Origin of the sequence: Streptomyces sp. Ru73, assembly GCF_002920575.1 — a bacterium.
Taxonomy (GTDB): domain Bacteria; phylum Actinomycetota; class Actinomycetes; order Streptomycetales; family Streptomycetaceae; genus Streptomyces.
On the sequence record NZ_PQSQ01000004.1, the window covers coordinates 1 to 16300 of the forward strand.

At 71.6% G+C, this 16300-nt stretch carries 13 protein-coding genes; 9 read left to right on the top strand and 4 right to left on the bottom strand.

Annotated features, from left to right (window positions below; genetic code table 11):
* The 3 genes from C3486_RS02665 to C3486_RS02675 all read left to right on the top strand — a co-directional run.
* Positions 1-210: aminotransferase class III-fold pyridoxal phosphate-dependent enzyme (locus tag C3486_RS02665; protein WP_146074942.1), on the top strand; the 210-nt coding region annotated here is incomplete at its 5' end.
* 16 nt (positions 211-226) lie between these two features.
* A complete protein-coding gene (gene bioD / locus C3486_RS02670) occupies positions 227-976 on the top strand; it encodes a dethiobiotin synthase (protein WP_103830890.1) in 750 nt (249 codons plus the stop codon).
* The gene (locus tag C3486_RS02675) at positions 973-4329 is read left to right on the top strand and encodes a molybdopterin-dependent oxidoreductase (RefSeq protein WP_103830891.1); all 3357 of its coding nucleotides are present in this window, start codon (positions 973-975) and stop codon (positions 4327-4329) included. Before bioD ends, C3486_RS02675 begins: the two co-directional genes overlap by 4 nt.
* Before the next feature lie 28 nt (positions 4330-4357).
* On the opposite strand, the gene C3486_RS02680 is transcribed toward C3486_RS02675, so the two are convergent.
* Together C3486_RS02680 and C3486_RS02685 are read right to left on the bottom strand one after the other, a co-directional pair.
* On the bottom strand, positions 4358-5611 hold the full coding sequence (locus tag C3486_RS02680) for an SLC13 family permease (protein WP_258052553.1): 1254 nt from the start codon (positions 5609-5611) through the stop codon (positions 4358-4360).
* 106 nt (positions 5612-5717) lie between these two features.
* Positions 5718-6839, bottom strand: a complete 1122-nt coding sequence (locus tag C3486_RS02685; protein ID WP_103830893.1) for a PrpF domain-containing protein — start codon at positions 6837-6839, stop codon at positions 5718-5720.
* Between the two features lie 172 nt (positions 6840-7011).
* On the opposite strand from C3486_RS02685, the gene C3486_RS02690 reads away from it, so the two are divergent.
* The 6 genes from C3486_RS02690 to C3486_RS02715 all read left to right on the top strand — a co-directional run bounded on the left by C3486_RS02690 (position 7012) and on the right by C3486_RS02715 (position 14361).
* A complete protein-coding gene (locus C3486_RS02690; protein WP_103830894.1) occupies positions 7012-7965 on the top strand; it encodes a LysR family transcriptional regulator in 954 nt (317 codons plus the stop codon).
* A gap of 61 nt (positions 7966-8026) precedes the next feature.
* Positions 8027-8809 carry an IclR family transcriptional regulator gene (locus C3486_RS02695; RefSeq protein WP_181138419.1) on the top strand — a complete coding sequence of 261 codons (783 nt, stop codon included), beginning with the start codon at positions 8027-8029 and terminating at the stop codon, positions 8807-8809.
* Between the two features lie 201 nt (positions 8810-9010).
* Positions 9011-11056: an NADH:flavin oxidoreductase gene (locus C3486_RS02700; protein WP_103831026.1), complete on the top strand. Its 2046-nt coding sequence runs from the start codon at positions 9011-9013 to the stop codon at positions 11054-11056.
* Positions 11057-11107: 51 nt separating this feature from the next.
* The gene (locus C3486_RS02705; protein ID WP_103830895.1) at positions 11108-12397 is read left to right on the top strand and encodes an aromatic ring-hydroxylating dioxygenase subunit alpha; all 1290 of its coding nucleotides are present in this window, start codon (positions 11108-11110) and stop codon (positions 12395-12397) included.
* Positions 12397-13425: a hybrid-cluster NAD(P)-dependent oxidoreductase gene (locus C3486_RS02710; RefSeq protein WP_181138427.1), complete on the top strand. Its 1029-nt coding sequence runs from the start codon at positions 12397-12399 to the stop codon at positions 13423-13425. The genes C3486_RS02705 and C3486_RS02710 overlap by 1 nt, the downstream gene beginning before the upstream one ends.
* Positions 13426-13569: 144 nt before the next feature.
* On the top strand, positions 13570-14361 hold the full coding sequence (locus C3486_RS02715) for an IclR family transcriptional regulator (protein WP_103830896.1): 792 nt from the start codon (positions 13570-13572) through the stop codon (positions 14359-14361).
* Positions 14362-14376: 15 nt separating this feature from the next.
* On the opposite strand, the gene C3486_RS02720 is transcribed toward C3486_RS02715, so the two are convergent.
* Positions 14377-14664 (bottom strand): winged helix-turn-helix domain-containing protein, encoded by a 288-nt coding sequence (locus C3486_RS02720; protein WP_103830897.1) that lies wholly within the window; start codon positions 14662-14664, stop codon positions 14377-14379.
* 247 nt (positions 14665-14911) lie between these two features.
* The gene (locus C3486_RS02725) at positions 14912-16267 is read right to left on the bottom strand and encodes an NAD(P)/FAD-dependent oxidoreductase (RefSeq protein ID WP_103830898.1); all 1356 of its coding nucleotides are present in this window, start codon (positions 16265-16267) and stop codon (positions 14912-14914) included.
* Positions 16268-16300 lie beyond the last annotated feature (33 nt).

The following is a 16300-nucleotide window of genomic DNA, read 5'->3' on the forward strand; positions in this document are numbered from 1 at the left end:
GTGCAGGACGTACGGGTGCTGGGTGCCATCGGCGTCGTCCAGCTCGACCACCCCGTCGACATGGCGGCCGCCACCCGTGCCGCGATCGGCGAGGGCGTCTGGCTGCGCCCGTTCCGCGACCTGATCTACACCATGCCGCCGTACATCACCGGCGACGAGGACATCGCCCGCATCTGCGCCGCGGTGCGCGCCGCCGCACGCCAGGGCTGAGAGGAACACATTTCACATGTCGGTGCTGTTCATCACGGGCACGGGCACGGAGATCGGCAAGACGGTCACCACCGCCGCCATCGCCGCCGCCGCACTGGCCAACGGCCGCACGGTCGCCGTCCTCAAGCCCGCCCAGACCGGTATGGCAGCAGGCGAGCCGGGCGACGTCGCGGAGGCCGCCCGGCTCGCCGGCCCCGGCCTCACCACCGCCGAACTCGCCCGGTACCCCGAACCCCTGGCCCCCGCCACCGCCGCACGCCGGGCCGGACTGCCCCCGGTACGCCCGCACGAGATCGCCGACGCGGCGGAGAAACTGGCCGCCGAGCACGACCTGGTACTGGTGGAAGGCGCGGGCGGGCTCCTGGTCCGCTTCGACGAAACCGGCGCCACCCTCGCCCACGCCGCCAAAGCACTCCGCGCGCCGATGCTGATGGTGGCGCAGGCCGGACTCGGCACACTCAACGCCACGGCGCTGACGGCGCTCGCACTGCGCACGGCGGGCATCGACACGCCGGGGGTGGTCATCGGCAGCTGGCCCGCCGAACCGGACCTCGCCTCCCGCTGCAACCTCGCGGACCTCCCGGATGCCGCGGGGGCGCCGCTGCTGGGGGCCGTCCCCGAAGGGGCCGGAGCGCTCGTCCCGGCGGACTTCCGAGCCCAGGCCCCGGGGTGGCTCGCTCCTTCCCTCGGCGGCGTGTGGGACGCCCACGCCTTCGCCCTCGACTTCGCCCCTCCGGCTGTTGTCCATGGGAGGAGCCCACGATGACCGAGGTACGCGGCTACTGCACCCTCTGCAAGTCGCGCTGCGGCGCGACCTACACCATCGAGTCGGGGGCCATGACCGGTGTGCGTCCGGACCCGGGCCACCCCACGGGCGCGGCGCTGTGCCCGAAGGGCCGCGCGGCGCCCGAGCTCGTCCACAGCCCGGCCCGGCTCACCCGGCCACTGCGCCGCACCACACCGCGTACCGACCCCGATCCGCGGTGGCGGGAGATCGGCTGGGAGGAGGCGATGAGGGAAATCAGCGACCGGCTTGCGGAGTTCCGGGACACCACGGGGCCGGAGTCCGTCGCCTTCTCGGTGACCTCACCCAGCGGCACACCGATGAGCGACGCCATCGACTGGGTGGAGCGGTTCGTCCACCTCTACGGCAGCCCGAACATCTGCTACTCGACCGAGATCTGCAACTGGCACAAGGACTTCGCGCACGCCTTCACCTTCGGCAGCGGCCAGCCGGCTCCGGACTTCGCCCGCACCGACCTGGCCGTGCTGTGGGGGCACAACCCCGCCAAGACCTGGCTGGCCCGGTCGGCCGCCCTGGCCGAGGCGCGGGCGCGGGGAGCGCGGCTGGCCGTTGTCGACCCGCGCCGGACGGCGAGCGCGCTGCAGGCCGACCACTGGCTGCGGGTACGGCCGGGCACCGACGGCGTCCTCGCGCTCGGGCTGGCCGACCTCGTGCTGCGCCGCCACGGCGGTGACCAGGACTTCCTGCGTGCCTGGAGCAACGGTCCGCTGCTGGTGCGGGCCGACAACGGGCGCTTCCTGCGGGCCGAGGAGCTGGCTTCCGGTGGCCTCGGCTATGTGGTGTGGGACGAGCACGGCCGTGGGCCCGAGCCCTACGACACCGCCCGGGCCGCCTTCGCTCCGCAGCGGTTCGCTCTGTACGGCAGCTACCGGGTCCGCACCCGCTCCGGCACGGTCACCTGCCGGCCCGCGTTCCAGTGCTACCGCGACGCCGTTGCGGCCTGGCCACTGGAGCGCACCTCGTCGGTGACGGGGGTGGACACCGGCACCCTCCTCGCGTTCGCCGACGACCTGGCCACGGCAGGCTCGGTCAGCTACGGGACCTGGACGGGAGTCGGCCAGCACGCCGACGCGACGCAGACCGAACGCGCCATCGCCACCCTGTACGCGCTCACCGGCTGCTACGACGCACCCGGCGGGAACGCGGTCCTGCCGCAGCAGCCGCTCGCCAAGGTGGCCCTGCCGCTCGCACCCGAACAAGCGGCGAAGGCACTGGGCCTCGACGAGCACCCGCTCGGCCCTCCGGCGTCCGGCTGGGTCACCGCGCGGGACCTGTGCAGGTCGATCATCGACGGCGATCCCTACCGGGTACGCGCCCTGGTCTCCTTCGGCGGCAACCTGCTGCTGTCCCAGCCCGATCCCGTGCGCACCGCCGAGGCACTGCGGCGGCTCGAATTCGGCGTACACATCGACATGTTCGAGAACCCCACCGCGCGGTTCGCCGACATCCTCCTGCCCGCCAACACTCCCTGGGAACGGGAGGGGCTCCGTGCGGGATTCGAGATCTCCCACCGCGCCCAGCAGCGCGTACAGCTGCGTCCCCGCATGCTTTCGCCGCTCGGCGAATCCCGCTCCGACCTCGACATCGTCTTCGACCTCGCCGGCCGCCTCGGTCTCGGTGACGCTTTCTTCGGCGGCGACATCCAGGCGGCGTGGAACCACCAGCTCGCACCGCTCGGGCGCACCGTGGACGAGCTGCGCGCGGCGCCCGGCGGCATCGACGTGCCGCTGCCGATGCGGTACCGCAAGTACGCAGAGACCACGCCCGACGGGCAGGTCACCGGCTTCGCCACGCCGACCGGGCGGGTGGAGCTGTACTCGGAGCGCCTGCTCGACCACGGCTACTCCCCCCTGCCGGAATCCGCGGTCCCACCCACCGACCCCGACTTCCCGCTCACCTTGAGCTGCGCCAAGAACGGGTACTTCTGCCACAGCCAGCACCGCGGGCCGGCGTCGCTGCGCAAACGCTCGCCCGAGCCTGTCGTCGAGATCGGCGAGCAGGCCGCGGCGGAGCGGGGCATCGCCGACGGCGACCTGGTGGAGATCAGGACGCGCAACGCCACCGTGCGGATGCGCGGCCGGGTGGACCCCGGCCTGCACCCCGCTGCGGTGGTCGCCGAGTACGGGTGGTGGCAGAGCACCCCCGACCTCGCGCTCCCCGGATCGGACCCACTGGCCGACGGAGGGCAGAACTACAACCTGCTCGTCGACGACACCGTGCACGACCCGGTCAGTGGCTCGGTACCACTGCGCTCGACAGCTTGCGAGGTGCGCCGGGTACCGACCGGGACCTGGTCGGGGACGCGTGCGTTCGTCGTCGAGGAAGCTCATGAAGTGACCGGTGACGTACGGGAGTTGGTGTTGCGGCCGGCCGACGGCGGTCCGCTGCCGGAGTACCGGCCCGGGCAGCACATCACCCTTGCCGAGGCCGGTGATCCGGACACCGCTCGGGCGTACTCGCTGACCGGCCCGGCCCGGGGCGAGGGGCTCGCCGCGTACCGGGTGGCCGTACGGCGGGTCGACGGCGGTGTGTTCTCCCCGGTCGTGCACCGCAGGCTCACCGCCGGAGCCCGGGTGCTGGTCACCGCGCCGTCCGGCCTCTTCGCCCTCCCGGTCGACCACGACCTACCGGTGGTGCTGCTCGCGGCGGGTGTCGGCATCACCCCCTTCCTCGGCTACCTCGAAACGCTGGCGGCCACCGGCGGCTCGGTCCCCGAGGTGGTCCTGCACTACGGCAACCGCAATCGCGGGACCCATGCGTTCGCTGACCGGCTGCGGCAGCTGGCCGAGGCGATCCCGCAGCTGACGGTGGTCGACCACTACAGCCGGCCGGATGCCGGGGACGTGCTCGGTGTGCACTGCTCGGCCTTCGGCCGGATCACCGCCGACCACATCGACGATGAGCTGATCCGCCGGCGTGCCCGCTTCTATCTCTGCGGCCCGCAGGCGATGACCGAGGAGGTGACCGCCGGGCTGACGGCACGGGGTGTCCCGACGTTCGACGTCTTCACCGAGCGGTTCCAGGCCACCGCGCGGCATGTCGAAATCCCGGCGGATGCCACCGCTTCCGTACGCTTCGCGCGCTCGGACCGCGAACTGACCTGGACCGGCGCTGACGGCACGCTGCTGGAACTCGGTGAGAAGGCAGGTCTGACACTGCCCAGCGGATGCCGCCTCGGGCAGTGTGAGAGCTGCGCCGTCACCGTCCTGAGCGGCGAGGTCGCCCACCTCGTGACGCCGGCCGACGACCTGCCCGGCGACCAGGTCCTGACCTGCCGGGCGGTACCGCTCACGGACCTGGTGCTCGACGTCTGAAGGGCGTCCTCGCGGCGTCCTGTCGTGGTCAGGACCAGGGGAGGACGAGGGCTCCCCAGGCGACTACGGGGCCGAGCGCCACGATGCCGCCGGTGTAACCGATGATCTGGCGGTAGAAGCGGCGGGTGTCGATACCGCGGGCGTTGCTGAGGACGAGGGCGCCGTTGGTGGAGAACGGGGAGGTGTCGACGATCGTGGTGGAGACCGCGAGGGCCGCGATGAGCCCGGCGGCACTGAGGTGGCTGGAGAGCAACAGCGGTACGGCGAGCGGGATGATCGCGGTGAGGATCGCGGTGGACGAGGCGAAGGCCGAGGTGATGGCCACGGTGAAGCACAGCACCAGGGCCACGACGAGCGGGGCGCCGAGGCCGGCGGCGTGGTGGGATATGTCCTCGATGATGCCGGCCTTCTCCAGCATGGCGATGTACGTCATCATGCCCGCCACCAGCAGCAACGTGGACCAGCTGATGCCGTCGACGGCCTTCTCCTGCCGCTTCATGTCCACCAGTGCCAGCAGGGCGCCGGCCACCAGGGCGAGGAAGCCGATCTCCAGCCGGAAGCCGAGCGCGCCGACCACCAGCGCGAGCAGGCAGGCGAGGGTGAGCCACTGACGCCAGTCGGGTCTGCCGGACACGGCGGGGTTCTCGTCGTCGGTCGTCTCGTGTGCCGTGTCCGCGAGCGGAGCGGGGCGCTTGGCGAGGAAGACGTAGGTGAGGAGGGACAGCCCCAGGTTGATGACGAAGCTGGCGGTGAACAGCGTCACGGGCGAGATGTGCAGTGTGGTGTCGTCGACCAGGCCCAGTACGAGGGCACCGGAGACGGCGAGGGGGGAGAAGGCGCCCGCGTGCCCGCCGCTGATCACCATCATGCCGGCCACCAGGGGGTTGATCCTGTAGCGGTAGGCGAAGTTCATGGCGATGGGGACGAGGATCGCCACGGCGGCCGGGGTGAAGGTGCCGAATGCCGTGAGCGTCGCGGCGACCAGGAACAGCACCCAGGGGATGAGCGCCACTTTCCCGCGCACCAGCCGCACTCCGGCCGCGACGAGCCAGTCGATGGTGCCGTTGCGGCGCGCGACGGAGAAGAGATACGTGACCCCGACGATGGTCACGAAGAGGTCCACCGGGAAGCCCGCGAAGATCTCGTCCTCGGTGAGGCCGAGCGAGACGGTGCCGATGGCGAAGGTGGCGACGAAGGCGAGAATGCCCAGGTTGATCGGCAGGATCGTGCCGACCACGAACATGACCAGCAGCGCGCCTATGGAGATCACTTCAGTAGACATCATTGTCCTTGGTGCGGGTGGGGACAGGATGGCGCGCCCCGAGGGCGCGAGGTTACCCCGGGGCGGAGCAGTGTGAACAGGCCTCGGGTGGGGAAGTCGTGGTGCTTCAGGCCGCCTGCGGCCGTCCTGGTTCCGGTACGTAGATCCGGGCATCGGCGAGCAGCCGTGCCGCCCGCTGCACGGTGACCCGGCCGGGCAGGCCGTCCTGGATGTCCGAGCAGCGGACCGCGATCACGCCGGCGGGGGTGCCCAGGCGGAGCCACTCCTCGGTCGGGCCGCTCGCGGCCCGGGAGACCACGGAGTCCTCCAGCAGGCCGGCGGCCGCGACCGCGACGGCGGAGGTCAGGCCGATCGCGGGGTGCGGTGCGTTCATGGTGAGCATGCGTACGGAGACGTCGTAGTCCTCGGCCGCGACGCGTTCGCCGAGCGTGGTGGTGTACGGGACGGGCCGGCCGACCAGGCCCACCTTGGGGACCGCGTCGCCGGGCTCCTCGCCCGGCTCGAGCAGGCCCATCAGCGGTGCGGCGGCGTGGCGGACGGTGCGCAGCCACGGTGCGTCCGCACGCATCTGCTCCAGGGACTCGGCACCGGTGCGTGCCGCGCTGGTGGCATCGACGAGGACGACCGGCGCCCCGGCGTCCACCATGCTCACCCGGACCGGATCAGCGGCACCGACCCGCAGATCCTGCGCGGCCTGCCCGGTGGGCAGCAGGGAACCGGTGGTGCGGCCCGCCGGGTCGAGGAAGGTGAGCCCGACCGCGACGCCGCCGGCCCGGGTGCCCGGTACGGTCTGGTCGCCGAAGTCGTGCGCCACGCCACCGGTGGTGTCCACGAGCCCTTCGAGCACCGCGCCGGTGTTCATGTTGCGCATCACCACGCGCGTCCGGTCCCCGGTGATGGGCACCAGGCCCTTGGCGACGGCGTACAGGGCGACGCCGGTGGCGCAGTTGCCGCAGTTGCTCGTCCACTCCACCGAACCGGTCCCGATGCCGACCTGGGCGAAGAGGTAGTCGATGTCCGTGCCGGGCTCGGGCGAGGCGCTGACGACCGCGGCCTTGGAGGTGGTGGGAGTGGCCCCGCCGACCCCGTCGAGTTCCACCGGGTCGGCGGCACCGTAGGCGGCGACCAGCAGTTTCTCCAGGGCGCCGAGATCGGTGGGGACATGGACCTGGTGGAACAGCCAGCACTTGCTGGTGCCACCGCGGACCAGGGTCGCGGGAGTGTGCACGTCTGAGGCTCTTTCTCGGTCGACGCGGGGGTTGGGAGGGGCCGGTGAACGGTTACGGGCGCATTGCCAATCGGTGAACCGCCCCGGCGAATGCGAAGACCTTCGCAGAGGTGTGACTTGGGCACAATGGCACTCAGCTTCACTCGGGTTTAGCTCAGCTAAACTCATCGCCATGCTGAACGTGCGCCATCTCCTGCTGCTCACCGAGGCCGCCGAACGCGGCTCTCTCACCGCCGCTGCGGAGGCGATGGGCATGACCACCTCCGCTGCCTCCCAGCAGATGTCGCAGCTGGAGCGCGACGCCGGACAGCCGCTGATGGAGCGGCTGCCGCGTGGCATCCGCCCCACCCCGGCCGGCGCCGCACTGGCCGAACGCGGGCAGGCCATCCGCCGCGAGCTGCGTGCCGCCCAGGCCGACCTCGAATCCTTCGCCGACCTCGACCAGGGCACACTGCGGCTCGGTTCGTTCCCCACCGCGAGCGCTTCGCTGCTGCCGCTCGCCCTCACGCGCTTCCGCCGCCGTCACGCGGGGGTCCGTATCGAGGTGCACGCGGGGGTACTGGCCGAGCTGCGCGAGATGCTGCACACCGGCGAGGTGGAGCAGGCACTGCTGTGGGACTACGGCTGGAACCGCATCGAGGACCCCGCGCTCGCCCTCACCCACCTGCTCGACGACCCGACCGTGCTGGTCGTCCCGGCGGACTCGCCCCTGCGCGCGCATCCTTCCGTACGCCTGAGCGACCTCGCCGACCAGGAATGGATCATCCGGGCCGACAACCACCCCGTCGCCGACGTGCTGCGCCGCAGCTGCCGCCAGGCCGGGTTCGAGCCGCGGATCGCCTACGCCTCGCACGACTACCAGGAGGCGCAGGCCATGGTGGCCGCCGGGCTGGGCATCGCGCTCGCGCCCCGGCTCGCCCTCACCAGCCGCCGCAGCGACGTCCGCCTGCTGCCCTTCGCCTCCGACGTGCCGGCGCCCACCCGCCGCATCCTGCTCGCGCACGCCCAGGCCCGGCCCACCACCCCGCCCGCCCAGGCGATGGCCCGTGTCCTGCGCGTGGTGGCACAGCGGTTCGCCTCCTCGGGCCTGCACCGGGCCCAGCTCGGCGCGGTCCGACGCAGCTGAACTCGTGCCGGCCGGGGATCGCGTCCGGGGCCGGGGGAGGGGCCTTCGATAGGCTTCCGGCATGAGCAGCAAGGGGCGGGCGCGGGACACGTCGGTGCAGTCGGTGGACCGGGCGGTGTCGATCCTCCAGGTGCTGGCCGCGCAAGGCCCGTCCGGCGTCACGGAGATCGCCGAGGCGCTGGGGGTCCACAAGTCGACCGTGTTCCGGCTGCTCGCCACCCTTGAGGCCCGGGGGCTCGTCGAGCAGGGCAGCGAGCGCGGGCGGTACTGCATCGGGTACACCGTGGTCGAACTCGCCGGCGGGGCCACCAAGGGGAGCGACCTGTCGCTGCTGAGCCGGCCGATCTGCCAGGAACTCGCCGCGGCCGTCGGGGAGACGGTGAACCTCGCGGTCCATGACGGGCAGGCGGTCGTCAGCATCGACCAGGTGATCAGCAGCGCGGCCATCACCAGCATCGACTGGGTCGGCAAGCGCACGCCCCTGCACGCGACCTCGGCGGGCAAGGTGTTCCTGGCGCACCTGCCCCAGGAGGAGGCGGCGGAGTTCCTCGCGCAGCCGCTGGAGGAGTTCACGCCGCACACCGTGACGGATCCGGCGCGCCTCAAGGAGGAGCTGCAGACCGTACGGGAACTGGGGTACGCCGTCAGCAGCGAGGAGCACGAGATCGGCCTCGCCGCGCTCTCCGCCCCCATCAGGGCCCTGAGCGGGCAGGTCATCGCCGCCGTTTCCATCTCCGGCCCGACGTTCCGCATCAACGACCACACCATCTCCCGGCTCGCCGAGCAGGTCATCGCGGCCGGCGACCGGATCTCCTGGCGCAAGGGCTACATCCGGCGCGGCTGACCGCGCGCGGGGGCCTTGACGGCGGGATGTTCAGGCCCCACATTTGTCTCGCATCGCATAACTGTTTCGCAATGCGAGACAAGCGAAACGGTACGGGCGTCGCGGTGGTGACGTCCCCTTGCATGCGGCAGAAGGCAGAACACCGTCCCCGTCATCAGCCGGCCACAGAGCTTCCCAGGAGCGGTTGTGCGCGCACAGAACATGAACACGGACCCTCTGCTCCAGCCCTTCCAGCTGAAACACCTCACCCTGCGCAACCGGGTGGTCAGCACGTCCCACGAACCCGCCTTCGGCGAAGACGGCCTGCCCAAGGACCGCTACCGGGCCTACCACCTCGAAAAGGCCCGCGGCGGCGTCGGCCTGACGATGATCGGCGGCTCCGCCGTCGTCTCCCCGGACAGCCCGCCCTCGTTCGGCAACCTGCTGCTGTACCGGGACGAGATCGTGCCGTGGCTGCGCAGGCTCGCCGACGACGTGCACGGCGCGGGCGCGGCCGTCATGTGCCAGGTCACCCACCTCGGACGCCGGACCAGCAACTACTCCGGTGACTGGCTGCCGGTGGTGGCCGCCTCGCCGTTGCGGGAGCCCGCGCACCGCGCGTTCCCCAAGGCCGCCGAGCCATGGGACCTCGACCGCATCGCCGCGGACTACGTCGCCGCCGCGCTGCGCTGCCGGGAGGGTGGACTGGACGGCATCGAGCTCCAGTCCTACGGCCACTTCCTCGACGGCTTCCTGTCGCCCGCGACCAACCACCGCGACGACGAATTCGGTGGCAGCCTGGAACACCGCATGGCCTTCCCGCGCCGGGTGATCCGTGCCGTGCGCGAGGCCGTCGGCCCGGACTTCCTCGTCGGCATCCGGATGGCGCTCGACGAGGGCCTTCCCGGCGGCCTGACGTTCGACGAGGCACTGGTCGCGGCGGAGCGATTCAGCGCCGACGGCATCGACTTCATCAGCGCCATCCGCGGCACCATCGAGAGCGACGCCTCCCTGGCCAGGACGATCCCGTCCATGGGGACGCCGTCCGCGCCGTACCTGGAATTCACCGGCGAGGTGAAGCGGCGCCTGGACATCCCCGTCATGCACGCGGCCCGCATCGCGGACGTGGCCACCGCGCGGTACGCCCTGCGCGAAGGGCTGCTGGACCTCGTCGGCATGACCCGGGCGCAGATCGCCGACCCGCACCTGGTGGCGAAGGCCGCCGCCGGCCAGGAGGACCGTATCCGGCCCTGCGTCGGCGCGAGTTACTGCCTGGACGCGATCTACGACTCCGGGGACACCAAGTGCATCCACAACCCGGCCACCGGACGGGAACTCCAGCTGCCGCACGTCATCCCTCCGGCCACCGGGCGGCGCAGGAAGGCGGTGGTCGTCGGGGGCGGTCCTGCCGGGCTCGAAGCCGCCCGTGTCCTGGGTGAACGCGGCCACGACGTCGTGCTGTTCGAGGCGAGCGACGAGCCCGGCGGCCAGGTACGGCTCGCCGCGTCGAACCCCCGCCGCCGCGACCTCCTCGGCATCGTCGACTGGCGGGTCGCCGAGTGCAAACACCTCGGCGTCGAGCTGCGCCTGGGCACGTACGCAGAGACCCGGGACGTGCTCGCGGCCCACCCCGACCTGGTCGTCGTCGCCACCGGCGGCATGCCCAACCGGTCCTTCCTCACCGCCGGCGAGGACCTGGTCGCCGACACCTGGGACGTGATGTCGGGCTCCCTGCGCCCGCGGAGCGGCAGCGACGTACTCGTCTACGACGACCATGGCGGCTATCCGGCGATGGACGCCGTGGAACTGCTGGCCCCGGCCGGCGCCCGGCTGCACTACGTGACACCGGAACGCATGCTGGCCCCGGACGTCGGCAGCATGAACTCCCCTGCGTATCTCAGGGCGTTCACCGCGCACGGCGTCGGCACCACCCTCGCCCAGCGGCTGCGCTCCGTGCGCCGCACCGGCGACGGACGGCTCAGCGCGACCCTCTACAGCGAGTACACCGGGACCGAGACCGAGCGGATCGTCGACCACGTCGTGGTCGAGCACGGCACCCTGCCCAACGACGAGCTGTACACCGACCTGCTGCCCGGCTCCCGCAACCTCGGCGTGGTCGACCACCGCGCGCTGCTGGCCCACGAGGAACAGACGGTCGTACGCAACGACACGGGCCGGTACCAGCTGTTCCGCATCGGTGACGCCGTCACCAGCCGCAACATCCACGCCGCCGTCTACGACGCGCTGCGGCTGTGCCTGCCCCTCTGACGAGCATCCGGTCCTCTGCTGAGACCTCTGACGATCCATGGGAGAGACGAGATGAACGCACCAGCTCCCGTCACGACTGCCGCCGACCTCGTCGCCCGACGCACCGTCGGACAGAGCCTCGAAGCCCCCTTCTACCTCAGCGACGAGTTCTTCCGCCTCGACATCGAAGCCGTCTTCGCGCGCAGCTGGATCTTCGCCGCCGCTGAGGCCGAACTCCCCGAGCCCGGCGACTACGTCACCGTCACCGTCGGCCCGTACTCCGTCATCCTCGTCCGCGACGACGACGAGGAGGTACGGGCCTTCCACAACGTCTGCCGGCACCGGGGCGCACGCATCCTCGACCAGGACCGCGGCACCGTCGGCAACATCGTCTGCGGCTACCACCACTGGACGTACGGTGTGGACGGCACACTGCTGCACGCCGAGTCGCAGGCGCCCGGCTTCGACCCGTCGTGCTTCGGCCTCAAGACCGTCCACGTCCGCACCGTCGCCGGCCTCGTCTTCCTCAGCCTCGCCGAGCGGCCGCCCGCCGACTTCGACGAGGTCGCCCACCGCGTCGAGCCCTACATCGCCCCGCACGACCTGCGGCACGCGAAGGTCGCCCGGCAGATCGACCTCATCGAGCACGGCAACTGGAAGCTCACCATGGAGAACAACCGGGAGTGCTACCACTGCACCGGCCACCCCGAACTCCAGCGCTGCTACTTCCCCCTCTACAACTTCACGGAGGAGAACGTCCCGCCGGCGCTCCGCGCGACCTACGAGCGCTTCCGGAAGGCCGAGGCGGAGGCACACGCGACGTACGAGTCGCTGGGCCTGCCGTACGCCACGATCGAAGAACTGGACAGCCGCCCCACCGGCTTCCGCATCCAGCGTGAACCGCTCGACCTCGCCGGCGAGTCCTTCACGCACGACGGCAGGGCAGCGGTCAAGCGCCTGCTGGCCGACTTCCCCACGGCCCGCCTCGGGCGCCTCGGTTTCCACCTGCAACCCAACGCCTGGTTCCACTTCGCCGCGGACCACGCCGTCACCTTCTGCGTCGTCCCGCTGGCCGCCGACCGCACCCTCGTACGCACCACCTGGCTGGTGCACGCGGACGCCGTGGAGGGCGTCGACTACGACCTCGACACCCTGACGCACGTATGGGCCGCCACGAACGAACAGGACGCGGCCTTCGTCGCCCGCGCCCACCGGGGCATCAGCAGCCCCGCCTACGTGCCGGGGCCCTACAGCCCGACGGAATCGCAGGTCGAGGACTTCGTCAACTGGTACATCGGCCGGCTGAAAGCACACTTGCAGTCGGACCTGCGGCCAGACCCGAAATCGCACCTGGAGAAGTGATGACGACAGCGGCCATGACGACCGGGAACCTCCCGCCCGCCTGGACCGGCGGGCTGCTGGTGTGCAAACGGGTCCACGACGTCACCGCCGACGTCCGGACCTTCGTCCTCGAACCCACCGAGCCCCGGCTGTTCCGGCACGACCCCGGCCAGTTCCTCACCCTCGTCCTCGACATCGACGGCCGCCCCGTCGAGCGCTGTTACACCATCTCCTCCCCGCCGACCCGCCCCGACCTCGTGGCGATCACGGTGAAACGCGTCCCGGGCGGCCTGGTCTCCCACTGGCTCCACGACCACCTGACTCCGGGCACCACCGTGCGGGCGCGGGGCCCGCTCGGCGAGTTCTCCCTCGCCCGGCATCCCGCACCGAAGTACCTCTTCCTCTCCGCGGGCAGTGGCATCACGCCCGTGATGTCGATGACCCGGACGCTCCACGACCTGGCCCACCCCGTGGACGTGGTGTTCGTCCACAGTGCCCGCACGTTCGACGACATCATCTTCCGGCACGAACTCGACTTCCTCGCGGCCACCGCACCCCACTTCCGGGTGACCCACCTCCTCGACGACCGCGGCGAGCAACTGACCGCGGAGGTGCTCCGCGGCCTGGCCCCGGACCTCCTCGAACGCGAGGTCTTCACCTGCGGCCCCGCCGGCTACATGGAAGCGGTGCGGCACCTGCTCGCCGCGCCGGGCTTCGACCCGGCCCGGTACCACGAGGAGAGCTTCACCTTCGACGCACCGGCCGTCCCCGAGCCCGACACCGGCCAGGGCTTCAAGGTCGAGTTCACCCGCAGCGGACGCACCATCGACTGCGACGCGCACACCCCCGTCCTGGCCGCCGCGTCCCGCGCGGGCCTCACCCTGCCGGCCTCCTGCGCCCGCGGCATGTGCGGCACCTGCAAGACCACACTGCTCGCGGGCGCGGTCGACATGCAGCACAACGGCGGCATCCGCCCCCGCGAAATCGCCAACAACAAGATTTTGCTGTGCTGCTCGACACCGCTGGACGACCTGGTGATCGACGCCTGAACGATGGGCGGTCCGGGGGGCCTCCCAACGTGTGACCAGGGCCACGTTTACCGGTGCGTTCAAAATGCGAACGAGTGGTCAGTAGAGTGAGAGGCGGTCCGCTACCGCACAGTCCGTAATGATCCAGCCGCCGAAGAGGTCCCCATGAGCGACGACTCCGCCGCCCCCGCAGAGCTGACCAACAAGTCCGTGGTCAAGGCGGCGCGATTGTTGCGGGAACTGGCGGCCCAGCCGCGTGGCGGTGCCACCGTGACCACGCTGGCGAAGGCCGTGGGGATCTCCCGGCCGACCGCGTTCCGGCTGCTGCTCAGCCTGGAGCAGACCGGTCTCGTGGACCGCATCGACAACAACTACGTACTCGGCTGGGAGCTGGCCCGGCTCGGCCGGTACGCGGACCCGCACTCGGGCGTGGTCCAGCGTGCGCAGCCGCTGCTGCAGGAGCTGGCGGACCACCTCAATGAGTCGGTCACCCTGTCCGTCGCCACGCCGGACGACAACCTGGAGCTGATCGCGGAGGCGTACGGCTCGCACGTCGTCGGCGTGATGAACCAGGGCATGCGCGGCCAGCACTATCCGCTGCACGCCAGCTCGACGGGGAAGGTACTCCTGGCCGAGCTGGGGCGGGAGCGGGTGACGGCGCTGCTGCCGGAGCGGCTGGAGGCGTTCACCGAGCAGACGATCACGGACCGGACGCAGCTGCTGCGGGAGCTGGACCAGGTCCGGGAGCAGGGTTACGGGATCATCGACAACGAGCTGGAAGAAGGTCTGCTGTCGCTGTCCCGGCCGGTGCGCGACCCGGCGGGCGAGCTGATCGCGATCCTGACCGTGAACGGCCCGCGCTACCGCTTCACCCGGGACCAGATCCCCGGCACGCTGGAGCTGATGCGGACCACGGTGGAGCGGCTCGCGGCAGCCCTGTGGGACGAGACGGACTGAGCGGCACATACGGCGTCAGCGGATCTGCGCACCCGGTTCACCGGGTACGTCCGAGCGCAGCCGGTGCAGACAGCGGCGGGCAAGACTGCGGCTGAGCCCGGTGCGGCGCGCCAGCTCGGCCGCGGTCAGTCTCGCCACCGCCGTCCCCGCGGCCGACAGCCCGTCCGTCCCCGCCGGCGGCCCGACCCCCGCGCGGGCCGCCTCCACGGACAGGACGGACTCGGCCCGTCGCAGGGCCCAGAGCGGGAGCCCGCCCGGTCCGGGCGCGTGAGCGCGCCGCTCCTCCAAGGGCTCGCCTCGCACGCGCGCCCTCCTTCCGTGCTCGACTGCCGTACTCGATTTCCGTGCTCGACTTCCGGTGCTCGACGGCGCTTCACCCGGGAGCACCGCGGTCCGTGCTGTGCGGCGCCGCCGGGCGGAAGCGCCGGGTGGGCCCCGCCGGGAGGAAGGCCCGGCGGGGCCCCGTGACGTCCGCGGTGGCTGTCCCAGGTGAGCACCGCGGACGCTCCGGCCGGTCCCCTTTTACCGGCCCGGAGTCAGGTGACGCAGGTCAGGCGAGGCTCTCGCGGACCTGGCGGGAGACGCGGGTGGCGCTCTCGACGGCACCGTCGATGAAGCCGGCCCAGATGTTGGCGAGGTCGCCGCTCGCGAAGTGCAGCACTCCGACTGGTGCCTGGAGCGCGGCGTGGTGGCCGGTGAACTGACCGGGCCGCTGGATCAGCCAGGTTTCGCGGGAGTGCGGATCGGCCATCCAGTCGTGGCCGCCGACCTCCAGCACCTCCAGGTCGTCGCGCCACACCTTCAGCGCGGCGTCGATGGCGTCGCGGTCATTGACGTCGATACGGGTGGCGTCGGCGCCGAAGGCGACCAGTACGGCATCGTCTTCGCCCAGGAACTCGGTGCGGACGACCGACAACGGGTGGTGCTGAGAGGAGTACGCGAAGAACGGCTTGATCGGGCCGCGCACGCGGATCCACGCCTTGGCGCCCTGGGAGGCGGTCTTCTCGCGGGCGGGGACGAGCTTTTCCTCGGGCAGGGCCGGGGTGACGTCGAGGCCGTCGAGGAGGTTCTGGCCGAGGGTGACGATCACGCGGCGGGCGCGGACGGTCCGCCCGTTGCCGTTGCCAGTGCCGTTGGGGCGTCCGTGGCCGTCGCCGTACGAGACGGTCGCCCCGTCCGCGTCGTGCGCGAGCCTCGTCACCGGTGACGACAGCCGGATGTCGACGTTGCCGGTGGACTCCGCCTCCGCCGCGACCGCCGCGACCAGGCCCTTCGTGCCCCCGGCGAGCCGGAAGATGGCGGTGGACTCGTGCATCAGATGCCAGTGGCCGGCCGCCGCTGCCGTCCAGCGCAGGGCGTTGACGAAGGAGCACTCCTCGAGCGGGGCGTTGAAGTGGCCCACCCAGGCCGCTTCGTTGGCGTTCCGCTCCGCCTCCGGCAGGTTCAGCTCGGCGAGCTTTTCCTGGACGGTCCAGGCGTCGGCCTTGGCCAGGTCGGGGTTGCGCAGCGGGTCGTCCGGGCGGGGGACCCAGGTCATGGTCTCTTCGAGGAGACGGGTCATGCCCGGGTCGATCAGGTTCATGAAGTCGTCGAGGGTGCCGCGCCGGACCTCGTCGCCGGCGAGCCAGTACGTCTCCTCGGAGCGCGGGCCCCGGGTGACCTCCAGGCCGTAGCGGTTGACCTCGGCCCAGGCGTGCGGCTGGGTCCAGTGCAGCCAGGTGCCGCCTATCTCCAGATCGCGGCCGAGGCGGTGGTCGGTCCAGGTGCGGCCGCCGAGGCGGTCCCGCGCCTCCAGGACGACGGTCCTCAGTCCCTGGCGGCCCAGCTCGCGGGCCGCGACCAGGCCTGCGACGCCTGCTCCGACGACCGCGACGTCGACCTGCTCGTGCTGCTGTTCCGTTCCCATGGTTCCCTTCCGGGTCGTTCGGTGTGCCGTCAA